General features: G+C 66.8%; 17 protein-coding genes, 1 tRNA gene and 1 pseudogene. 1 reads left to right on the forward strand and 18 read right to left on the reverse strand.

Translation table 11 applies throughout. The features are described 5' to 3' along the window. Nucleotides 1–14: 14 nt before the first annotated feature. The 11 genes from KK7_RS20105 to KK7_RS0105060 form a co-directional block, all read right to left on the reverse strand. The gene (locus tag KK7_RS20105) at nt 15–2,654 is read right to left on the reverse strand and encodes a family 78 glycoside hydrolase catalytic domain (protein WP_010543544.1); all 2,640 of its coding nucleotides are present in this window, start codon (nt 2,652–2,654) and stop codon (nt 15–17) included. A 20-nt stretch (nt 2,655–2,674) separates the two neighbouring features. Further along, nucleotides 2,675–5,608, reverse strand: a complete 2,934-nt coding sequence (locus tag KK7_RS0105010; protein WP_010543545.1) for a TonB-dependent receptor — start codon at nt 5,606–5,608, stop codon at nt 2,675–2,677. 626 nt (nt 5,609–6,234) lie between these two features. Beyond that, a complete protein-coding gene (locus KK7_RS0105020; RefSeq protein ID WP_010543546.1) occupies nt 6,235–6,849 on the reverse strand; it encodes a retropepsin-like aspartic protease family protein in 615 nt (204 codons plus the stop codon). Next, complete coding sequence (locus KK7_RS0105025; RefSeq protein WP_010543547.1) at nt 6,846–7,619, reverse strand: MBL fold metallo-hydrolase; 774 nt, start codon at nt 7,617–7,619, stop codon at nt 6,846–6,848. Before KK7_RS0105025 ends, KK7_RS0105020 begins: the two co-directional genes overlap by 4 nt. Nucleotides 7,620–7,638: 19 nt before the next feature. Beyond that, nucleotides 7,639–8,418 carry a TatD family hydrolase gene (locus tag KK7_RS0105030; protein ID WP_010543548.1) on the reverse strand — a complete coding sequence of 260 codons (780 nt, stop codon included), beginning with the start codon at nt 8,416–8,418 and terminating at the stop codon, nt 7,639–7,641. Continuing rightward, on the reverse strand, nt 8,415–9,920 hold the full coding sequence (metG, locus tag KK7_RS0105035; protein ID WP_010543549.1) for a methionine--tRNA ligase: 1,506 nt from the start codon (nt 9,918–9,920) through the stop codon (nt 8,415–8,417). The genes KK7_RS0105030 and metG overlap by 4 nt, the downstream gene beginning before the upstream one ends. A gap of 54 nt (nt 9,921–9,974) precedes the next feature. Further along, complete coding sequence (locus KK7_RS0105040) at nt 9,975–10,958, reverse strand: AAA family ATPase (protein ID WP_010543550.1); 984 nt, start codon at nt 10,956–10,958, stop codon at nt 9,975–9,977. Between the two features lie 5 nt (nt 10,959–10,963). Then, the gene (locus tag KK7_RS0105045) at nt 10,964–12,130 is read right to left on the reverse strand and encodes a D-alanyl-D-alanine carboxypeptidase family protein (protein WP_010543551.1); all 1,167 of its coding nucleotides are present in this window, start codon (nt 12,128–12,130) and stop codon (nt 10,964–10,966) included. A 32-nt stretch (nt 12,131–12,162) separates the two neighbouring features. Beyond that, entirely contained in the window at nt 12,163–13,008 is an 846-nt protein-coding gene (locus KK7_RS0105050; RefSeq protein WP_029622833.1) for an SPOR domain-containing protein, read from the reverse strand. Further along, on the reverse strand, nt 12,992–14,029 hold the full coding sequence (locus tag KK7_RS0105055; protein WP_010543553.1) for a lytic murein transglycosylase: 1,038 nt from the start codon (nt 14,027–14,029) through the stop codon (nt 12,992–12,994). The genes KK7_RS0105050 and KK7_RS0105055 overlap by 17 nt, the downstream gene beginning before the upstream one ends. Nucleotides 14,030–14,187: 158 nt before the next feature. Beyond that, nucleotides 14,188–14,733, reverse strand: coding sequence for an FxDxF family PEP-CTERM protein (locus KK7_RS0105060; protein ID WP_010543554.1), 546 nt, complete (start codon nt 14,731–14,733; stop codon nt 14,188–14,190). Nucleotides 14,734–14,980: 247 nt separating this feature from the next. Here KK7_RS0105060 and KK7_RS0105065 point away from each other — a divergent pair. Continuing rightward, nucleotides 14,981–15,070, forward strand: a tRNA-Ser gene (locus tag KK7_RS0105065). Between the two features lie 140 nt (nt 15,071–15,210). Here KK7_RS0105065 and rpmE read toward each other — a convergent pair. The 7 genes and pseudogenes from rpmE to KK7_RS0105100 form a co-directional block, all read right to left on the reverse strand. Then, nucleotides 15,211–15,441, reverse strand: coding sequence for a 50S ribosomal protein L31 (gene rpmE / locus KK7_RS0105070; protein WP_010543555.1), 231 nt, complete (start codon nt 15,439–15,441; stop codon nt 15,211–15,213). 82 nt (nt 15,442–15,523) lie between these two features. Next, the gene (locus KK7_RS0105075; protein WP_010543556.1) at nt 15,524–15,751 is read right to left on the reverse strand and encodes a hypothetical protein; all 228 of its coding nucleotides are present in this window, start codon (nt 15,749–15,751) and stop codon (nt 15,524–15,526) included. A gap of 19 nt (nt 15,752–15,770) precedes the next feature. Then, nucleotides 15,771–16,250, reverse strand: a complete 480-nt coding sequence (gene fabZ, locus KK7_RS0105080) for a 3-hydroxyacyl-ACP dehydratase FabZ (RefSeq protein WP_010543557.1) — start codon at nt 16,248–16,250, stop codon at nt 15,771–15,773. Beyond that, the gene (locus KK7_RS0105085) at nt 16,247–17,017 is read right to left on the reverse strand and encodes an OmpH family outer membrane protein (RefSeq protein ID WP_010543558.1); all 771 of its coding nucleotides are present in this window, start codon (nt 17,015–17,017) and stop codon (nt 16,247–16,249) included. The genes fabZ and KK7_RS0105085 overlap by 4 nt, the downstream gene beginning before the upstream one ends. Beyond that, the gene (gene bamA, locus KK7_RS0105090; RefSeq protein ID WP_010543559.1) at nt 17,017–19,764 is read right to left on the reverse strand and encodes an outer membrane protein assembly factor BamA; all 2,748 of its coding nucleotides are present in this window, start codon (nt 19,762–19,764) and stop codon (nt 17,017–17,019) included. The genes KK7_RS0105085 and bamA overlap by 1 nt, the downstream gene beginning before the upstream one ends. Nucleotides 19,765–19,832: 68 nt before the next feature. Continuing rightward, nucleotides 19,833–20,966: a M50 family metallopeptidase gene (locus KK7_RS0105095; protein WP_010543560.1), complete on the reverse strand. Its 1,134-nt coding sequence runs from the start codon at nt 20,964–20,966 to the stop codon at nt 19,833–19,835. After that, a pseudogene (locus tag KK7_RS0105100) lies at nt 20,963–21,413 on the reverse strand (1-deoxy-D-xylulose-5-phosphate reductoisomerase); the annotation flags it as partial. The pseudogene KK7_RS0105100 and the gene KK7_RS0105095, both read right to left, overlap by 4 nt.

Below are 21,413 nucleotides of genomic sequence, written 5' to 3' on the forward strand. Positions count from 1 at the left end.
TGTTTTGTCCATCGTTACGCGGGCTTGCTGCCATGCGCAAAATCGATGCGGTGCCGTCCCGGCCGAAGATCGCGGCAGGAAAGGCGGTCCCCTTCGATCGCCAGTCGCTGCGTGCCGTCGGGCCCCGTTCGCCGGGCGGACACGAGCCCCGCGACCGGCACCGCGACGCCTAGATCGGCGCGGCTATTGGGCGGAAGCTGCAGCGTCAGGCTCGGCGGAGCGTCGGCCCGCCAGGCGACCTCTACCGGCCCGCGGATGGTCGGGATGCGCGCCTCGAACCGGCGGAGCGTGCCTGGCTGCGGGGCGATGTGCAGCCGACGGGCGCCGGGTTCGGTGATCGTCACCCCGGCGATGCGGCTGGCGATGAGGTTGACGGGCGCCGTCCCCCAGGCGTGGCTGAAGGTGGTGTTGGGCTTGAGCATGGGGTTCCAGGCTTCCATCACGATCGTCGCATCCCAGCCGTCGAGCATGGTGAGCCAGCTCTGCGCGCTGCGCGCGGTCATCAGCGCCAGTGCCGCATCCGGCTCGCCGCCGCGATACAGCGCCTCGAGCAGGAACTGTGCGCCATAGACGCTCATCCGCATGTCCTGCCGGGCGAGCAGCGCGGCGCCGGCGCGGGCGGTATCCTCGGACGCCACGCCCAGCGCGATGGCGAAGGCGGTGGCATGCTGCGAACAATGCTCGGTGTCGAGGCCGTCGCGGTAGAGTCCAGCCGGCGTACGTAGCCGTTCGTTGATCGCCGTGCGCATCCGCGACGCCCGCCCCGCCAGGTCGCGGGCGTCCGCCGCCCGGCCGATCGCGCCGCCGATCGCGGCCAGCGCATCGAGCGCCGCGACCTGCCAGGCGTTGACCACGGTGTTGACCGGGCGGAACACGAATCCGTCGCGATTGGCGACCGGCCAGTCGACGAGGTCGCCCCACGGCTTGCTCGACTGGCCGGGATCCTTCTCGACCAGCCCCTCGGCGTTGATCCGGTCGAGCAACTGCGCCGCCACCATCGCATCGAAGCGGGCGCGCAGCAGCCGGTCGTCGCCGGTCGCGAGATAGTCGCGCCAGGCGAGGATCGGCGGCATCAGCCGGTATTCGGTGGGCCAGGTCGGGCGGTCGATCAGCCAGTCGATCGACTGGCGCGCGAGCGCATAGGAACGCTGCACCGCCATTTCCGAAAGCTGGTTGACCACCGCATCGCCCTCATAGGGGCCGCGTTCGCGGGTGGGCGTATCCTGGTAGAGGTCGAGCCGCGTGGCGCGGATCGAATAGGTGCAGAAATCATGCACCCGGTTCAGGTCCGCATCCGAACTGGCGAAGTGCGCGTCCTCCGCGTTCCACGGCTGCCCCAGCCGGAGCGCGGTCACCTGCAGGTCGAGATGCGGCGGGCTCTCGATCTCGACCCAGCGAAAGGCGCGGTAGCCCCAATGGTCGAGCGTCTGGGCCCCCGCGCGCAGCGTCCAGCGTTCGCGATAGGTCTGGCCGCAGCGGAGCTGGTCGCGGACGCTGCCGTCCGGGTTGCGCTCCTCGCCAAGGCTGATGCGGAGCTGTTCGCCGCCCTTCGCCCGGGTGGCGAGCGACAGGCCGCCGACCAGCTCGCGGCCGAAGTCGATCCGCCAGAGACCGCCGTCGCGTGTGACGCTCGCCGGTTTCTCGGGGGTGACGACCAGCGAACCGACCCGTTCGGCCACCAGCGGCGGCAGCGGCTGGCGGAGAAGGGCAGGCGCCCATCCGCTATCGTCATAGCCGGCATCGCACCAGCCGACCGGCTCCTGGCGCGCATCGATCGCTTCGAGCGGGGCGACATAATAGCCGCCGCCGGTGGTGCCGACGGACGGGCGCCAGGCGCCGCCGTCGCGCGCCTTCCAGTCCGGCCCGGTCGCGATCACCCGGCGGCTGCCATCGGCGTGGAGCAGCACCAGCTCGGCCTGGAAGGCGTGCGCCTCGGTGGTGAAGCAGAGCGCGGCGATGGCGTTCGGCCCGGCGCGCAATGCGTCCGTTACGTCCAGGCCGACATAATGGGCGTGGCGTCCCGGCTGCGACGACCGCGACGGGCCGACTCCGACCAGTCCCCCGTTCATCCAGGCCCGGAACACATATTGCCGGATCGGCTCGGGCGATAGCGCGGTGATCCGGAGCCAGGCGAGCACCGGACGCTGCTCCAGCACGAAGCCTTGGCGAAGCAGCGCCCAGTCGGCGGGCGTATCCGGCGCATCGGCGCGGGGCGCCCAGATCGGTTGGGCCTGCCAGCGCGGCGGGGCTGCGAGCAACAATTGCGGCGCCGACCAGGCCGAGCGGCGGCCGCGCTGGTCCTCGATCTGCACGCGCCAGAGGCAGGTCTCATCTGGTCCCAACAACGCCCGCGCTGCTGCGGGAAGTTCGATGCCGGTGCTGCGATCGCCCGCCACCCAGCCGCCGTCCCACAGCATCCGCGCGCCCCCGGCGACGCGCAGTAGCTGGAGCCGATAGCCGCGCTGCATGCCCGCGGGCACGGTCCAGGCGAGCCGTGCGGCGCCGTCTAGCACCACCGGCCCGTCGAGCAGGTTGCACAGCAGCCCCCCCGGCGCACCGGCCCTGGGCGCGGCCGCCCAGCTTGGCGGGGCGAGCCCCGCCAGTGCGGCGGCGGTGCCCTGGCCGAGCAGGTGGCGGCGCGTGACGTGCGGCATCGGCTCCTTTCCCGTGGCCCTCAGAAGGTGCCGTGCAGGCTCAGCGTGAAGGTGCGGCCGTCATAATCCGCCTGGCGCGGAATGTCCGGCGTCACCTGATACTGGATCCGCTTGGCGTTGGTGAGGTTGTAGAGGTCGAGCGAGATCGAATAGCGATCGGTGAAGTTGAACGAGGTCGATGCATCGAGCTGCCCGCGCGCGGCCACCAGGCTCTGCCCGCCGGTGAAGGTCGATCCGCCGGTCAGCACATATTCGTCGCGCCAGCTATAGGTTGCACGGACGCCGAACTTCTTCGTCTCGTAATAGCCGATCAGGTTGATGTTGTTCTTCGAGACGCCGGGCAGCACCGCGGCGCTGCCGTCCGGATTCTTGCCCGAGATGTCGGTGTAGGAATAGTTGAACTGGCCGCCGAGGTTCTTCAGCATACCGGGCAGGAAGTCGAAATTCTGCTGTACGCTGAATTCCAGGCCCTTCACCGTGATCGGATTCGGCTGGTTGTAGTTGCCCGTCGCGGTGACGATCGCCGGCTGGCCGTTGACCAGCACGCTGCTGAAGCAGGTGGTGCCGATCAGCGAGAGCTGGCCCAGCCCGAAGGCCGAGGCATCGGCCGGACAGAGCTTGTCGAGCCGGCTTTCCGGCCCGATCAGGTTGGTGATGCGCTTGCGATACAGCGCCAGCGCGATCGCGCTGCCGGGGCGGTTGTACCATTCGATCGACAGATCCTGCGCGGTCGCCGAATAGGGCTTCAGGTCGAACCCGCCATAGGCGATCGCATAGCCGCTGGAATTGGCGCTGACCGTCGTGGCGGGCGTCAGGTTGCGCGGCTGCGGGCGGACGAACGCCTCGTAATAGGCGCCGCGCAGCACCAACCTATTGGTCAGGTCGGCAACCACGATCACCGAGGGCAGGGCATTGTGATAGGTCTGCCGGAACTGCTGCGGCACATAGGTGATCGCACCGCCCGGGCCGACCTGCCGGTTCTGCGTGTCGATCCGCTGGCGGGTCTCCTCATAGTGAAGCCCTGCATTGCCATGGACGGGCACGCTGCCCAGGGTGAAGCCGAACTTCACCTGGCCATAGACCGACCAGATGTCGTTCCGCACGGTGAAATTGTACAGCGCATAGGATGCGTTGGTGGGATCGTTGATCCAGCCGGTCGGCGTGATGACATCGCCGGGGGCGGCGGTAACCGGCTGCAGCGCCGCCACCGCTCGGTCGAAGTTCACCTGCGGCCAGTTGGTAAGCACGCCGGGCACCGATCCGCCGAAGAAGGAGCCCGCATAGGGGTTGTCACCCAGGAAGCTCGCATCGATGTTCTGGGTGCGGACACCCTTTGCGCTGGTGCGATAGCCGCGCGAGATGAAGCGGTCTTCCTCATAGCGTCCGCCGGCATTGATCGACTTGAGGAAGGGCAGGTCCAGCGTACGCTCCACGTCGAACTGTCCGGCCCCCACCTTGTTCAGGCCATAACCGGAGGACCCGGCAACGACCAGCTGGTCGCCATTGGCGGCGATCTGGGTCGGCTGGTTGCCCGGACTCCACGACCAGGGGCCTGAAGGCACGACCAGCGCGGGGGTGCGGTCGACCGTCAGCCGGTAGCCGCCGATGTTCGATCCGCCGGAGGCGAAGCTGCCGTTGATGCCGTTGCCGGCGGCGGTGGGCAGGTTGCGGACGTCGATCTGAGTCTGCAGCGCGTTGTTCTCGCCGCGCGATTTCACGACCGTCCCGGTCAGGTGCCAATCATCGCTCTGCCAGTCGGCGGTGCCGATCACGTTCCATGCCTGCTGCAGCATCGGCTCGGAGCGGATCGAGTCGTTCAGCTGGGCAGTGCTGTAGCTGTAGGTCTGGACATAGGCATTGCCGTCGACCAGCGCCCTCGGTGCATCGGTTGGCGCGATGACCGAACGCGCGCCGCGCAAGTCGACCTCGATCAGGTTGGTGAGGTTCTTGGACAGGTTGCGCCGGGTGTAGAAGCCGCCCAACGACAGGTGCAGCCGCTCGTCCGGGCGCCACTCGGCGCCGCCCGCCGCTGTCCACAGCGTGCCTTCGTTATACTTGACCGCCTGGCGCTGATCGGATGCGAAGCGCACGCCCGTGGTCCCCTTGGTGCCGGTGCCGCCGGCCGCGCACACCTTGCCGGAGGGGCAGCTGCCATTCGCCGCGAAGGGCGAGTAATACTCGGCATATTGCGCAAAATTCGGGGTCGTGGCCGCATTCAGCGGCGAATAGGCGTTGAGATAGATGGAGTCGCGGCGGAACTTCTCCTTCTTGAACGCGACCACACCGAACAGCGCGAAATCATCCGACAGATGCTTGTTGTAGCCGAGCGTGAACGCCGGCGAGCCATAATGGCCGAGCGTGTTGTACTCGCCCGCGACCTTGGCGAAGCCGCCGTCGGTGCGCGACAGGGCCGGGGCGATGCGCAGGTCGACGATGCCGGAAAGGCCGCCCGCCTGGTCGCCCGCGGCCGGGGTCTTGATGATGGTGATCGCGGAGAAGACGTCGGCGTTGAACGCGCCCAGCGGCGTGGAGCCGTCGAGTAGCGGATCGGCATAGGCCTGGCCGTTGATGGTGTAGCGCACATAGGTGCCGGGCAGGCCGCGCAGGTTGATGGTCGCGTCGCGCGATGCTGCCTCGCGGTTGATCTGCACGCCGGGTACGCGCTGCAGCGCCTCACCGACGTTCAGGTCCGGAAAGCGGCCCAGGCTGTCGGCGGAAATGCTGTCGGTGACCCCGTCGGCCTGCCGTTTCATCTTGAGCGCGTCGGCATAGGATTTCCGGAAGCCGGTGACGACGATCTCTTCGGCGGCCGCAGGGGAGTCCGCCTCCGCTCCGTCCTGTTGCGTGGCAGAGGCTGTCTGTGCATGCGCGTGTTGCTGCGTGCCCAGCAGCAACGCCAGCGCGAGCGCGAAGCTCGATACGCCACCGGACACAACTCGACCGTCGTTCAGCATACCCCAGATCCTCCCCTCGGCGCGCCTTGAGGCGTCGACCTTGTCCGGCTTCGTGGCGCTGAACTGGTCAGGCCAAACCGTATGGCTCATTGTACCTATTGTCCGACAACTAGTCTATACCATTTTACGAGCAGTTATCCCGTATAATGGGACGGTAGACGAGAGGGCACCTCTTGCGAGCCTGTGAAGCTAAGTGTCTGCATGCATTGTCGATCGCGGTACGAGGGAGACAGAAGGCGCTGTCGCAGCAGCGCGATTGGGTGGAACGCGGGTGCCGCATTGGCTTGGCCAGTACAGCCGCTCAGCCCGTGATCCACGAATCAGGCGAGAAGATCGGCCAAGGCGCGCGCGGGACGCGAAACAAGGCGAACTCGGCCGCGATCGCCAAGAGGCTGCCGTGGTGAGACCGGACGCCTGTGATGTGTAGCCTCAGCGATGTGACCGCCGATTTCCGCGCTACCGGGCAGCGTGGCGACGGGAGCTGCAGAACCCACAAGCGGCTGAACACCGCAGATTACCTAGGTTTTCGCACTTCGATCTGGAATCTGCCCTAACGACATAGCTCACGCCGATAATCTACATTATGTAAACATTGGGTCGCTACAGGATCGGAAAGCCGATCCTTCTCAATCCGCTGAACGCGGTGCCTTCGGCTGCAGCACGAGCATGTTGCCCTCCACGCGCCAGCTGTGCAGCCGCGACAGGAAGTTCATGCCGAGCACGTCGAGGTCGCCGAAATTCTGCGACACGACCACGCCAAGATCGCGCATCTTCAGTGGTCCCAGTGCCAGCGCATCGATCCGGCTGCGACGTGCTGCGACGCTGCCGTTGGCGGTTTCGATGATCGCCGGCAGCCCGTCGGAAGACGAGACCCCGGCCTCCTGGGCGGTGCGGTCCGAGATCGCCGTGATGGTCGCGCCACTGTCGATCAGCATGCGCCGCTCGACGCCGTTCAGCGTCACCCGCGCCCAGAAATGCCCGTCCGGGCTCATGCGGATGCGGACGGTGTCGCCCTCGACGCGCTGCTCCTCGATCCCCAGGCGACTGCTAAGCGACGACCATGCCGCCGCGAGTTCGTAGCGATGGCCCACGGCCAAAACGACCAGCAGCACGATCACCGCCCAGCCGAGCAGCGTCCGCACGAACAGCCCGAACCCGATCCTGCGCACGGAGAGCGCGCTGACGATCAGCACCAGCGCACCGATCGCCCATATCAGGTTCACGCCCTGCAAACCGTTCACGTCCGCAACTCCAGCCCGTCATAACCCGGCTCCACGCCGGCGGGAAGTTCGGCGACGAGCGTCGCATAGTCCATGGACTGGTCCATATGGACCAGTGCTGAACGCTTGGGCCGAAGCTCGGAAATCCACCCCAGCACCGACGCGAGATCCGGGTGCGTCGGGTGCGGCGCACGGCGCAGCGCGTCTACCACCCACAGGTCGAGGCCGGCATAGAGCGCCCGCATATCGGGTGTCATCTCATGGAAATCCGTGGCATAGCCGATTGCCTTGCCACTGTTTTCGAAACGCAGGCCTGCCGAGGTGATCCCACCATGCGGCTGGTCGACCACCTCCACCGCGATATCGCCGAGTACGAACCGGTCTGGCATGGCCTCGATCGCGACCACGGGAGGGTAGAATTTCCCCCTACCTTCAAATACGTAGGGAAAGCGTTTGCCGAGCTGTTCGAAGGTGAACGGTCGCGCGAGGCCCCGCACCGGCGTGCCGCTGCGGGCGTGCATCACCTGCCGGAGGTCGTCGATGCCGTGGCAATGATCGGCATGGTCGTGGGTCCAGAGGACGGCATCCACATCGGCAACCTTCGCAGCGATAAGCTGCTCGCGCAGGTCCGGACTGGTATCGACCAGGATCGTCGTTGTCGCGCTGCGGACCAGCACCGAGGCGCGCGTCCGCCGGTTGCGCGGCTCGTTCGGGTCGCAGGCACCCCAGTCGGGGCCGATGCGGGGGACGCCGGAGGAGGTACCCGATCCGAGGATGCGGATACTCAGCATGGGCGGTTCCCCTGCCCAGTCACGCGCGGGTCTTGGCGAAGAGCGTGTGGAAGTTGGCGCGGGTCGCGTCGGCCAGCATTTCCGGATCCTCGCCGCGAAGCTGCGCGAGGAACTTGCACGTATCGGCCACGAACGCCGGTTCGCCGGTCTTGCCGCGATGCGGCACCGGCGCGAGGAACGGCGCGTCGGTCTCGATCAGCAGCCGGTCGAGCGGCAGCGCGGCGGCGGTTTCCTGCAGGTCCCTGGCGTTCTTGAACGTCACGATACCCGAAATCGATATGTAGAAGCCGAGTTCCAGCGCGATCTCGCCAAAGGCCCTGCTCGCGGTGAAGCAATGGATCACGCCGGGGAAGGCGCCCTTCCCCATCTCCTCGCGCAGGATCTCCGCCGTGTCCTCTTCGGCGTCGCGGGTGTGGACGATGATCGGCAGCTGGGTCTCGCGCGACGCCGCCAGATGCGCGCGGAAGCTCGCCCGCTGGCGATCGCGGTCACTATGGTCGTAATAATAATCGAGCCCGCTCTCGCCGATGCCGACCACGCGGCGGTGCTGCGCGCGCTCGACCAGCTTGGCGGTGTCGACATGGGGGTGGGTATCCGCTTCGTGCGGATGGATGCCGACGCTTGCCCACACATCGGCCTCGCGCTCAGCGACGGCGATCACCTGATCCCACTCGTTCTCGCGCGTCGAGATGTTGAGCATCGCCACCACCCCGGCGTCGCGGGCGCGGGCCAGCACCTCGGGCTGCTGCTCGCCCAGACCCTTGTAGATCAGGTGGCAATGGCTGTCGGCGAGCTTCATGCGTCCTCGGAAGTTTGCAGTTCAAGTCGCGGAAAGATGGGGGTCGGCGCCGCGATCCTGAAGTCCACATCGCCCTCGGGGCCCAATTGCGCGAGCAGCTTCGCCGCCGAGGTCGGCACCACCGGCTCGATGGTCACGCCCAGGCGGCGGATCGCCTGGAGCAGCGTGCCGAGTACCGCGTGCATCCGCTCAGGGTCGGTCTTGCGCAGCGTCCAGGGCGCCTGCGCGTCGATATACTGGTTGCAGGCGAATACGCCGGCCATCCACGCCTCCAGCCCCTGGCTGAGCGCCAGATCCTGGAACGCGCGGGTGAAGGCGGCGCAGGCGGTGTCGACCTCGGTCAGCAGCACCGCATCGGCATCCTCCGCGCGACCGGCCTGCACCGCGCCGTCGCAGTTCTTGGCGATGAAGCTCAAAGTCCGCTGCGCCAGATTGCCGAAGCTGTTCGACAGATCGGCGTTCGCACGCGTGACGATCGCCTCGTCGCTGAACGTGCCGTCCTGCCCGAAGCTCACATCGCGCAGCAGGAAGTAGCGCAGCGCATCGACACCGTAGGTCTCGGCAAGCTCCATCGGATCGACGACGTTGCCGACCGACTTCGACATCTTCTCGCCGCGGTTAAGCAGGAAGCCGTGGCCGAACACCTGTTTGGGCAGCGCGATCTCGGCGGACATCAGGAAGGCCGGCCAGTAGACGGTGTGGAAGCGGACGATGTCCTTGCCGATCAGGTGCAGATCGGCCGGCCAGTAGCGCGCCAGTCGCTCGGTATCGTCAGGAAAGCCGGCGCCGGTCAGATAGTTGGTCAGCGCGTCGACCCAGACATACATCACATGTCCGGGCGAGCCCGGCACCGGCACGCCCCAGTCGAAGCTGGTGCGGCTCACCGACAGGTCGACCAGCCCGCCCTCGACGAAGCGCAACACCTCGTTGCGGCGCGAGTCCGGGCGGATGAAGTCCGGGTTGGCGGCGTAGAAGTCGAGCAGCGGCTGCTGGTACTTGGACAGGCGGAAGAACCAGGTCTCCTCCTTGGTCCACTCGACGGGCGTACCCTGGGGCGAGAGCTTCTGGCCCCCTTCCCCTTCCTGCAGTTCCTTCTCCTCGTAGAAGGCCTCGTCGCGGACCGAATACCAGCCCTCGTAGCGATCGAGATACAGGTCGCCCTTGGCCGCCATCTTCTCCCAGATCGCCTGGCTGGCACGATAGTGACCGGGTTCCGACGTCCGAATGAAACGATCGCACGAAATATCGAGTTTCTCCGCCATAACACGGAAATAGCTGGACATTTCATCGGCAAGCTCGCGCGCCGTCATGTCGCGGGCGCGGGCGGTCTGCACCATCTTGAGGCCATGCTCGTCGGTGCCGGTCTGGAAGAACACGTCACGACCCTGCTGGCGCTGGAAGCGCGCGATCGCGTCGGCGGCGATCATCTCATAGGCGTGGCCGATATGCGGCTTGCCGTTGGGATAGTGGATCGCGGTGGTGATGTAGAAGGGGTCAGCCATGCCCGCCGCTTTAGGATGCGGCGCAGCAACGGGCAACTGGTACGCGCGGCCCGATCAGCCTCGGGCAAGCCGCGCGAGGATGCCGCTCATTTCGAACACGGTCGCGGTGGCATCGAGCGAGAGCCCCAGCGCCGCCCCGGCGAGCTCGCGCGCGGCGGCATAGGCGTCGAGCGCCGTCCGCAGCGCCTCGCCCTCCAGTCGCCTGGCGCGCGCGGCGATGAAGCTCGGCGTGCGCTCCAGAAACGCCTCGTAGCGCGGCTGGGCGGCCTTGGCCCCGAGCTGGCGGCCGAGCCGGGTACGCAGCGCATTGTCCGGATCGCCGTAATCGGCGAGCTGCGCCATGTCCGCCTCCAGCGCCGACAGGTCGAGCCCGGCGAAGCGCAGCGCGCGACCCGGCGAGCCCTCCGCAGCCTCGACCAGCGCCGCAATCTCGATCTCGCTGGCCTCGGGGATCTGTCGCCGGAGCACCGTGGTCGTCTCGGCATCGCCCAGCGGCTCGAAGCGGAGCAGCCGGCAGCGCGAGCGGATCGTCGGCAGCAGGCGCCCCGGCGCATGGCTCACCAGCAGGAATATCGTCCCCGCGGGCGGTTCTTCTAGATTCTTGAGCAACGCATTGGCGCCGGCGCGCTCAAGATCGTCGATCGCGTCGATGACCACCACCCGGCGCGGCCCCAGCGAGGGCTTGGTCGCGAACAGCGGCTGGAGGCTGCGCACCTGCGCGATGGTGATCGAGCGCGCGAGCGCCTCGTCCGGCTTGTCCGCATCCTTGGGCAGCCGGGCGAGGATCTTGAGGTCCGGATGGCTCCCTGCCGCGATCAGGCTGGCGGTGCGGCTGGTCTCCGGCACGCCCCAGCCGGGCATCAGCCGATCCGGCTCGGCGGCCTCGGCCAGCATCCGTGCGGCGGCGATGCGGGCGAAGGCCCCCTTCCCCACGCCTTCGGGCCCGGCGATCAGCCAGGCATGGTGCAACGCGCCGCTCGCCATGGCGGCGGCGAGCGCGTTGCGGGCATCTTCATTGCCGATCAGGGCGTCGGCCAAGGTGATCAGGCCAGGTGGAGCAGCGACATCAGCCCCGCCCAGGCGCGGCCGAAAAAGCCCGCCTGGCCGACATCCTCGGCAGCGACCAGCGGCAGCACCTGCTGCGGCATGCCTTCGCCCTCGATGATCAGGTCGGCGATATGGTCGCCCTTGTGGAAGCCGGCCTTGACCGGGCCCTGATAGACGATCTTGCCGCTGAGCTTGGGGCTCAGGCCCGAGGGCAGCGTGATGTTGAGGTCGCGCGGCGCCACGACGGCGACATGATTGGCGGTGCCGCCCTGCACGTCGATGGAGCCGACGGTGCGGTCCTTCTTCACCACCGGCTTGGTGCTCCATGCGGCGAAGCCCCAGCGCATGAAGCGGACGGATTCGTCGGCGCGGCCGCTATAGCTGTCGAGCCCGGCGACCACCATCACCAGGCGCCGGCCATTCTGCTCGGCCGAGCCGGTGAAGCCATAGCCCGCTTCCTCGGTGTGGCCGGTCTTGAGGCCGTCGGCACCCGGCACCTTGCCGAGCAGCGGGTCGCGGTTGCCCTGTTCGATGTCCGCGCCGGCGCCCAGCGTCTTGCCCCATTTGAAGCTCGGCAGCGAGTAGAAGGACTTGTAGAGATCGGGGAAGTCGCGGATCGTTGCGGCCGCCAGATGCGCCAGGTCGCGCGCGGTCACATAGGTGCGGCCCTCGTCGGGCCAGCCGTTCGAGGTGCCGAAATGGCTGTTGGCGAGGCCGATCTTCTTCGCCCGATCGTTCATCAGGTTGACGAAGCCTTCCTCGGTGCCGGCAATGCCCTCCGCCAGCACGACGCAGGCGTCGTTGCCCGAAAGCGTGACGATGCCCTTGAGCAGATCCGACACGGTCGGCTGCTCGCCGACGCCGAGGAACATGGTGGAGCCCTGCGAGTGCCACTTCTTCCAGGTCTCGGGCCGCACCTCGATCTTCTGGTCGAGCTTCAGCTCGCCCTTCTTGATCAGGTCGAACGCGACATAGACCGTCATCATCTTCGCCATCGAGGCCGGCGGGATTCGGCGATCGGCGTCCTTGGCGAACAGCACGGCGCCGGAGGACATGTCCTCCATGTACGCAATCGGCGCGGGCGTCGGGAAATCCGGGCCGGCGGCCTGCAGCGGCGCGGCGATGGCGAGCGCCAGGAACGAAATGGCGGCGAGCTTCTTCATGATGATCGGTCCAGAACGCGATAAGTGTACCCCTATCGGACCGTGGTGCGGCGCGCATCTCCGAACCCGGCCCGAACGGCCCCTTCCCGTGCCCGCTCCGCCGCCGCCTCCGTCGCGAAGGGGCCGAGCTGGACGCGGTAGAGCCCGCCTCCTGCCTTTACGAAGCCCTGTAGCTTTTGGGCAAGCGCAGTCGCGCGTTCGGGCGAAGAAAGTGCGGCCACTTGCACCAGATAGCGGCCTTGGGCCGGTTTTGCGGGCGCGGCCTTGGAGACCGGGCGAGGCGTTGCCGCGGCAACGGCACCCGTTGCAGCATGCGGGATGACGTCGACGATCGGATCCGGCTGCGTCGGTGGCGAAGGCGGCGGCGGCAGGGGCGCGCCTGTCTCCGCCGGCGGCGGGAGCTGGAGCCGCAAGGCCCGCAGCAGCGCCGGCGGCGAATCGATGCGAGGCTGCGCGGCCCCGGCACTCCGCAGTGCGGCCTGATCCTCGGTCGACGGACGCACCGCCCGGATGCGTACCGCCACCATCCCGTTGGCGGGTACGCCGAGCTGGCTTGCCGCGCCCTCGGAAATCCCAGCGATCGCGCCCGGCGCCTCGGCCGTCTCGGCAATGCGGACGAGGATGGTGCGACCATTGTCGAGCGCGGTCACCTCGGCATAGCTCTCCGCCGACAGGCTGGGGCTGACCGCCAGGGCCGCGGCGCCGAGCGGCTGCACGGCGGCATAGCCGACCGCATCATATCGGCCCTCCCCCGGCGAGAGCTGCGAGCTGCCGTGCGGCCCGCTCGCCATGGCGGCGGGGTCGGCATCCTGGGCATGGGCGCTCGCCGCGGCAACGAGCGCAAGGGCGAGCGAGATCGGTCTAGCGTTCCACTGCATCGGCCAGCAGGCCTACCGACAAAGCGTAAAAATTCGAGCAATTATAGTCGAGAATCACGCGGTAGTTGCCGGTGAGCAGATAGGCGGCGGCGCCTTGCCCGTCGGGCTCGAGCAACGTCGCCAGCACGTCGTCACCGGGCCAAGCCCGCGCTTGCGGCACCACGCCCAGCGCGCGCCACTCCGCCATCGTCTTCCACTGGCTCTGGCGGCCCTGCACGCGCGGGCAGCGCGGGCTGGTGGTGCGATTGGCGATCAGCCGCCGGTCGAGCGTCGCCGGCACGGAGACGGCGAAGCCCCAGGGCACACCCGGACGCCAGCCGGCATCGACGAAATAGGCGCCGATCGAGGCGAGCGTATCGGCATCGCTGTTCCAGATATCGGCCGTGCCGTCGCCATCGCCGTCGCGGGCGAGCCGCAGATAGACGCTGGGGAGGAACTGCGGCCCGCCGAATGCCCCCGCCCAGCTGCCGACCAGCTTCTCGCGCGGCACCCCGCGATCGATCATCTTCAACGTGGCGATGAACTCGTCGGTGAACAGCGTCCGACGCCGTCCCTCATAGGCAAGGCTGGCGAGCGCGCGCGGCAGGTCGAACCCGCCCATCACGCGGCCGTAATTGGTCTCGTGCCCCCAGATCGCCACCATGATCGATTCGGGGACGCCGGTCTGCTGCTCGATGGCGGACAGACGGCCCCGGGCGCGGAGATAGACAGCACGGCCGCGGGTGATCCGGTCGGCATCGACATGGCGGGCGCGATAGGGCGCGAAGGCCGGTATCGGCGCGTTGGGCCTGCTTTCGGGCTGCTGCCGGTCTAGCTCGACGACCCGCGGGTTGTAGGTGAGCGAGGGCAGCACCGCCTCGATCGTGCGGCGGCTCACCCCGGCGGCCGCGGCCTGCGCGCCGAGCGTCGGCAGATAGGCCTGGAAGCCGGCGGCATCCTGCGCTGCTGCCGATGAAAACGGGGCAAGGACGGCAAGCGCGAGGGCCCCGGCCCCCGATAGGAACGAACATGTGCGCGGCATGCGGGCGCTGTTGCACAAGGGGCGCCGCACCGGAAGGGCGATCCGCCGTGAAAGCGGTGAAACCGGCGGCTGGCGTCGACCAACAGAAAAACACCGGCCGCGAGCCTCGCGACCGGTGTCCTTCGATCCAGCGCACCCCGAGGGTGCGGGCTGCCCTATCAGGCGAAGGCGACGCGCACGTTGCGGCGGCGCATCGCGGCACCGACGAAGCCGAAGCCGCCGATCATCATCGCCCAGCTGGCGGGCTCCGGAACCGGAGCGAACACGGCCTGCGCGCCGTACGAACCATTGCCGCGGCCGACGCCGTTGATGATGATCTGGTTGACCTTGCCGGCCGTCACCGGAACGTCGTTGACGAACACGTTCTCGTTACGGGCGTTTTTGGTGCCGGTCAGCTCGATACCGTTGAAGAAAACCGACGTGATGTCGAGATCGCCCTCGCCGCCGATCCGCACCGCGCTGGTGGTGACGGTGGCGCTGCCCAGCAGACCGGCCGGCAGGGTGAAGGAATAGATGTGCTGGAAGGCGCCGCTCTTGATGCCCGACTGGCCGAAATTGGCCGAATAGGTGCCGTCGGTGTCGTGCACGATGTTCATGTCGGCGGCGGTGTAGTTCTTGATCACGGTGGCGGCATTGGCCGAGCCCGAGACGGAAGCAACGGCAAGGATCGCGGCGCCGAGAACGGGAAGAAGCTTGGTGGTCATGTGTACCCTCTGTTTCGCTGGTATCGAACGATTGCGGTAAGCCCTTTCCGAACTACCGTTTGCCGCGCCCGCTTCAACAAGAGGTCGGTCCCAGCAGGGGACCGAATCCCACCATGAAACACCGAAATTCCTTAATTTACCAAGCTTGTACCTTTCGCCCCCCGACTCGAAGCCGAGCAAAGGGTGAACGTCGCGCACGCGGATGGATTGATCCGCGCGAAAAGAGCGCCTAGGCGCATCTCCGCGCGGAGAGATGGCCGAGTGGTTTAAGGCAGCGGTCTTGAAAACCGCCGTGGGTGCAAGCTCACCGTGGGTTCGAATCCCACTCTCTCCGCCAAAGACTTGCCGCCAGCGTCTTTCGCGCGGCGATTCGCCGGCATCCCGACGCAAAGAAAAAGGCTCCCGGCGCACCATCGTGCGCGGGAGCCTTTTTGGGAAGCGCTGGAACCGGGCGTCGCCACCCGGTTCCCGAACGGCTTACTTCTTGCCGAGCGTGAGGCCGCCGAAGCGCTTGTTGAAGCGCGCGACCTGGCCACCCTGGTCGAGCAGCTGACCGCGACCGCCGGTCCAGGCCGGGTGCGCGAGCGGATCGATCTCGAGCTGCATGAGATCGCCTTCCTTACCCCAGGTGGAGCGCGTCTCGTACACGGTGCCGTCGGTCATCTGCACCTTGATCATGTGGTAATCGGGGTGGATGTTCTGCTTCACATCGAATTCCTTGAAAAAAGCCGCCGGTTTCCGACCGGCAGCGGACGCGCGCGCCTAGCAAAGCACAGGCGGATGCGCAACCTTATTGCGGTTTCCGGCGCCGCTTTTCCCACCAGCGGCGGAGGGCGACGAGCGACCATATCGCCTCGACCAGCCCGAAGGGCCAGGCTCCTTGCAGGAAGCCATAGGCCGACCCGAGCAGGCAGGCCCCGGCGAAGCCGAGCACCCACCAGGTCGAGCGCGCCTCCAGCGCATAGGTGACGAGCATCGCCGTCACCGCGAACAGGCCGAACCAGGTCAGTGCGCCCATGGTCCGGCCCTTGTGTCGATCACGCGCTGGGCGGATCCGCGATCATCGCGGTGAATTCGCATTCGGCCGCCAGTTCGCCGTCGATCAGTGCCTTGCCGGCGAACTTGCAGACGCGCGAACGCTTCTGCACGAACTCGACATGGAGCTTGAGCAGCACGCCCGGCTCCACCGGCTTGCGGAACTTCACGTTGTCGATCGCCATGAAGTAGACGAGCTTGCCCGAGCCCGCGAGGCCGAGCGACTCCACCGCCAGCACGCCCGCCGCCTGGGCGAGCGCCTCGACGGTGAGCACGCCCGGCATGATCGGACGGCCAGGGAAATGGCCCTGGAAGAACGACTCGTTGATCGTCACGGCTTTCACCGCGACGATCGACTGGTCGAGGATCAGCTCCTCGACCCGGTCGACCAGCAGCATCGGAAATCGATGGGGCAGCGCCGCCATCACCCGCCCGATATCGAGCGGGCCGATGTTGCTGCCCCCCTGCTCTCCCCCGCTCACCGCGGTTCGGGCTTGGCCGGCTTGGTCGCGGGCGCGGCCGGACGGGCGGCCGGCGCTGCCGCACCCGGCGCCGCGGCGGCACCCTGCTGCTGCTGCTGCTGCGCGCGCTGGGCCGCAAGCTGATAGGCGCGACGCTTGAGCTCGTTCACCTGCTGCTGGAACTGCACGGTGCGCTGCTGCGGCTGCCAGTTGGCCGGCGGGGTGATCGAAACGGTCGGCGTCTTGTCGAGCTCGGCGACGACGGCGTCGCTGATGTCGACCGCGTCGGGGGCGTAGACGATCGCTTCCGGCGACAGGATCACGTTGACCTTGCGTGCGTTGACCACCGAGATCTGCGCCGCGTCATACAGCTGCAGCAGCTTTTCGAACGCGAACAGCTCCGCCAGGATCGACGGCATCTGCAGCTTCTGGATTTCCTCGTTCGCCTGGTTCTGCAGGGTCATGAGCTGGGTGTAGTTCGGATCCTTGCGCGCGGCGGCGGCCTGCTCTTCGGCTTCCGAGACCTGACCATCCTTGTTGGTGTCGATCGTGCCGATCAGCGCGCGCGCATCGGTCTGAAACTTGGTCTGGCGTGCCTGGATCTGGTCGCGCACCGGCTTGAAGGTGGTGTCGAGCTGGCTTTCCGCCGTGGTGAACGCCTTGGCGCGGGTGATCACCTCCATCGTATTGATGGTGGCGATGCCGGCGACCTGCGCGGCGGCCGGCACGGCCGCGACGAACGCCGCCGAAGCGGCCAGGGCCGCCACGAGAACACGGTGCTTCATCATTAGAACTGAGTCCCTACGTTGAAAGTAACAAGCTTCTTGTCGTCGCCGGGCTGGCTGAGGAGAGCCTTCGCCACGTCGATCCGCAGCGGTCCGAACGGCGAATTCCAGTTCACGCCGAAGCCCACCGAAATGCGCGGCGTGGCCGTGCTGCCACGATAGATTTCGTAGAATGGTGTGGTCGTGTTGAACGCCTGCTGGTTGACCGAGGTGCCCACGCACGGATCGGCAGGCGTCGCCGCATAGCCGACCGTACAGCGGGTCACCAGGCCCTGGCTGGTACCGGAGGTGACGGTATAGAGCGGATTGCCCGCACTGTCGAACACCGCCGTCTGGCGCGGCAGCAAGGTCGGCGAACCGTCCTTGTTGAACAGCTTGGTGCCGGCCGCATCGGTGGCCTGCGGGAAATAGTTGTTCGTCTGCGGGCGCCGGATAGAGAAGAGCGAACCGGCCATGATGTAGATCGACGGCCGCAGGCCCAGCTCGGCCGCACCCGAGCCGAGCGGCAGCTCCAGCTCGGCCTTGGTGAGGTAATAGGCCTTGCCGCCCAGCGCATCGTCGATCAGCTGGTCGCGGCTGCTGACGAGCGCCTGGGTGCCCGTCGCGGCGTCGCCTGTGTAGAAGAAGCGCTGCACGCGCGGGCCGACGCCGCGAATGTCGAAGCCGCGGAACTGCGGTTCGCCCAGGTAGAACCGGTCGTTGATGCGGATCTCGCTGCCGTCGAGGCTCTTGATCACGCCGCCTTCGCCGGTGAGCGAGAAGACGAAGCCGCTGCCCAGGCCCCAATATTTGGCGCCTTCCGCCTTGCCGCGGATATAGCGCACATCGCCGCCCAGACCGGCCACGTCGACGCCCAGCGACACGCGCTGGCCGCGCGTCGGCCGCAGGCGGCTGTTCAGGCTGTCATAGATCAGCGACGCACCAACCAGCGAGGTCAGGCGATTGCCCAGCTGTTCGCAGTAGAAGCGGCCGGCCTTCAGCGGGTCGCACTGCCCGTCGGTGTAGAACGTCGCCTGGTCGAGGGTCACATTGTCCTTCGACAGATAATAGCGGCCCGACAGCGTCCAGTATTCCGTCAGCGGCAGGCCGGCGACGAGCTGGAAGCCGGTCGAGATCTGGCGATAGGTGGTGTTGCGCGTGTTGTTTTGCGTGAAGTTGAAGCTGTTGAAGTCGCGACGGAAGATCGTGGCGCCCAGCGCGATGTTGCTGTCGAACAGATAGGGCTCGGTGAAGCCCAGCTCGACGGACTTCGAATAGCTCGAATAATCGGCCGAAATGCTTGCCGTCTGTCCCATGCCGCGGAAGTTGCGCTGGCGGATCGAGGCCTGAAGAATGAAGCGCTCAAGGCTCGAGAAGCCGGCAGACAGCGTGAGTTCGCCGTTCGGGCGCTCTTCCACGTTCGCCGAGAGCACGATGCGGTCCGGTGCCGAACCTTCCTTGCGCTCGATCTCGAACTTGTCCTGGAAATAGCCGAGGCTGTTGATGCGGTCCTGCGAGCGCTTGACGAGGAAGGTATTGAACGCATCGCCTTCGGCTACGCGCAACTCGCGGCGGATCACCTTGTCCTGCGTCTGACGGTTGCCGGTGATGTCGACGCGCTCGACATAGGTACGGTTCGCCTCGCCGATGTGGAAGTTCATCGACATCGTCAGCGCATCCTTGTTGCGCTGGAAGTCGGGGCGAACGTCCGCAAAGGCATAGCCGAACAGACCGGCGGTCTCGCTCAGCTGCTCTACCGTGTCCTCGACGGCCTTGGCGTTATACCACTGGCCTTCCTTGATCGGCAGCGCGGCGGCGAGCTTCTTGTCGTCAAAGTCGCGGATCGCGCTGTCGACCGTCACCGGGCCGAATTTGTACCGAGGGCCTTCCTCCACCACATAGGTGATGATGAAGTCCTTCTTGTCCGGCGTCAGCTCTGCCACCGCCGAGATCACGCGGAAATCGGCATAGCCTTCGGTCAGGTAATATTGACGCAGCTTCTGCTGGTCATAGGCGAGGCGGTCCTGGTCGTAGGACGTGTTCGAGCTGAGGAAGTGCGTGAGGCTGGCGACCTTGGTCGCCATCTGCGCGCGCAGCTTCTTGTCCGAGAACACCTCGTTGCCGATGATGTTGATCTGGCGGACCTTGGACTTCGCACCTTCGTGAATCTCGAAGATCACGTCGACGCGGTTCTGGTCGAGGCTGACCATCTTCGGCTCGACGCGGGCGGCGAAGCGGCCCTGGCGGCGATACAGTTCGATGATCCGCGCGATGTCCGCGCGCACTGCGGTGCGCGTGAAGATCTGGCGCGGCTTGAGCTTGATCTCCTTGTCGATCTTGTCCTGCTTCAGCCGCTTGTTGCCTTCGAAGACGACGCGGTTGATCACCGGGTTCTCGCGGATGCGAAGTACCAGATTGCCGTCCTCGACACCCTCGATCGCCACGTCGGCGAGGAGTTCGGAGGCGAGCAGATCCTTGATCGCCTGGTCTACCGTCTCGTTGGTGTAGCTGTCGCCCACGCGCAGGCGCGTGTAGCTGAGCACCGTCTCCGGCTCGATCCGCTGCGAGCCTTCCACTCGCAGCGACTTGATCGTCCGCACCACCGCCGGGGCCACCGGGGCGGGCGTTGCCTGGGCCTGAGCCGCCGGAGCCGCGGGCGTTGCCGCGGTCTGCGCCTCCGCCGGCGCAACCACGCCCGACAGGATCGTCCCTGCCAATAGCGTAGCCGTCGCCCGCGCGCCCAAATTGCTTGCCTTGATCGCAGTCACCATTCCACCCCAGTCGGAATCCAAATATTACCGGAACGCGCGCGGCATCATGCCGCCCTGCACGAACCCCCTCAGCCGATCAAGCCGGCCAGATGTCTCCACACGCCGAATGCACCCAAATCGTTGAGCGTCACGAACAGCATCAGCGCGAGGATCGCGAGCATGCCGCCTCGAAACGCCCATTCCATCACCTGCGGCTCCACCGGGCGCCGGCGGACCGCTTCCACGGCGTAGAACAGGAGGTGACCACCATCCAGTACCGGGACTGGCAACAGGTTGATGAATCCCAGATTAATGGAGACGAGCGCGATGAGGCCGACCAGATCGAGTGGCCCCATCGCAAGGCTCTGACCGGAGACCTGCGCAATTTTCAGTGGTCCGCCCAGTTCCTTTACCGAGACACGCCCAAGAAAGATCTGGCCCAAGCCGTCCACGGTGGTGCCGACGATCTGCCACGTCCTGCCCAGACCGACCAGCGGCGCCTCCCAAATAGAGATCTTCCGCAGCTCATAGGTCCCAGGGCGGATGCCCAGCATGCCTCGTTGCGTAACGTTGCCAAACCGATCGCGAAGCGTGCTCGTCCCGATCACCGCGTCTAGCGTACCTGCCTCGCCGCCACGGACGAAATCGATGCGTACCGACGCACCCGGGCGCAGAACGATGTAGCGATAGATATCGTCGAAATCCCCGACCTGGCGTCCGCCCAGTGCGACAATGCGGTCACCCGCCTTCAGCCCGGCGGCGGCGGCCGCTGTGCCGGGTTCCACTGCGCGCACGACGGGCGGCGTGACCAGCTCGCCGAATGCCATTGCAAAGCCGGACAGGATGACGATCGCGACCACAAAATTCATGATCGGACCCGCAGCGACGATGATCGCGCGCTGCCACAAGGGCTTGGCCTGAAACGTCTTGGCGCGCTCGCTTGCCGGCAGTTGCAGCCATTCGGGCGAAGGCTGGCTCGCCGGGTTCATGTCGCCCGCGAAGCGGACATAGCCGCCCAGCGGCAGCAGGCTGAACTTCCAACGGGTGCCACGGCGATCGGTGATGCCGGCGATCTCGCGCCCGAAGCCGATCGAGAATTCCTCGGCCTTCACCCCGAACAGGCGGCCGGCCAGATAATGTCCCAGCTCGTGCAGGAACACGAGCGGCCCGATCACCAGCGCGAACGCCAGAACGGTGAGCAGGATGCCGGGGGATTGGATCAAGCGACGCAGTCCTTCACTCGCTCAGCCGCGTAGCGCCGCGCCTCTTCGTCGATTGCCAGTACGGCGTCGAGCGTGTCCGGCGCGGCCGGGTCATAGCGAGACAGCGTATCGGCAGAGATTGCGGCAATTTCAAGAAATCCGATCCGCCCGGCGAGAAAGGCCGCGACGGCGACTTCGTTGGCGGCATTGAGAATCGCCGGACGCGCCCCGCCCGCCTTCAGCGCCTCGATCGCCAGCGCCAGCGCCGGAAAGCGATCGAGATCGGGATTTTCGAACTCCAGCTTGCCGACCGCCGCCAGATCGAGCGGCGGGCACGGCGTCTCCATCCGCTCCGGCCAGGCAAGCGCATAGGCGATCGGCGTGCGCATGTCGGGCGTGCCGAGCTGGGCGAGTACCGATCCGTCGACATATTCCACCATCGAATGCACGACGGACTGGCGGGGGGGG

Source organism: Sphingomonas elodea ATCC 31461 (assembly GCF_000226955.1).
Taxonomy (GTDB): domain Bacteria; phylum Pseudomonadota; class Alphaproteobacteria; order Sphingomonadales; family Sphingomonadaceae; genus Sphingomonas; species Sphingomonas elodea.

Bases quoted from the DNA above. Each gene is read 5' to 3' on its own strand.
- KK7_RS20105 (WP_010543544.1), bottom strand. From the start codon at position 2,654: ATGCCGCACGTCACGCGCCGCCACCTGCTCGGCCAGGGCACCGCCGCC.
- KK7_RS0105010 (WP_010543545.1), bottom strand. From the start codon at position 5,608: ATGCTGAACGACGGTCGAGTTGTGTCCGGTGGCGTATCGAGCTTCGCG.
- KK7_RS0105025 (WP_010543547.1), bottom strand. From the start codon at position 7,619: ATGCTGAGTATCCGCATCCTCGGATCGGGTACCTCCTCCGGCGTCCCC.
- KK7_RS0105030 (WP_010543548.1), bottom strand. From the start codon at position 8,418: ATGAAGCTCGCCGACAGCCATTGCCACCTGATCTACAAGGGTCTGGGC.
- metG (WP_010543549.1), bottom strand. From the start codon at position 9,920: ATGGCTGACCCCTTCTACATCACCACCGCGATCCACTATCCCAACGGC.
- KK7_RS0105045 (WP_010543551.1), bottom strand. From the start codon at position 12,130: ATGAAGAAGCTCGCCGCCATTTCGTTCCTGGCGCTCGCCATCGCCGCG.
- KK7_RS0105050 (WP_029622833.1), bottom strand. From the start codon at position 13,008: ATGCAGTGGAACGCTAGACCGATCTCGCTCGCCCTTGCGCTCGTTGCC.
- KK7_RS0105055 (WP_010543553.1), bottom strand. From the start codon at position 14,029: ATGCCGCGCACATGTTCGTTCCTATCGGGGGCCGGGGCCCTCGCGCTT.
- KK7_RS0105060 (WP_010543554.1), bottom strand. From the start codon at position 14,733: ATGACCACCAAGCTTCTTCCCGTTCTCGGCGCCGCGATCCTTGCCGTT.
- KK7_RS0105075 (WP_010543556.1), bottom strand. From the start codon at position 15,751: ATGGGCGCACTGACCTGGTTCGGCCTGTTCGCGGTGACGGCGATGCTC.
- KK7_RS0105085 (WP_010543558.1), bottom strand. From the start codon at position 17,017: ATGATGAAGCACCGTGTTCTCGTGGCGGCCCTGGCCGCTTCGGCGGCG.
- bamA (WP_010543559.1), bottom strand. From the start codon at position 19,764: ATGGTGACTGCGATCAAGGCAAGCAATTTGGGCGCGCGGGCGACGGCT.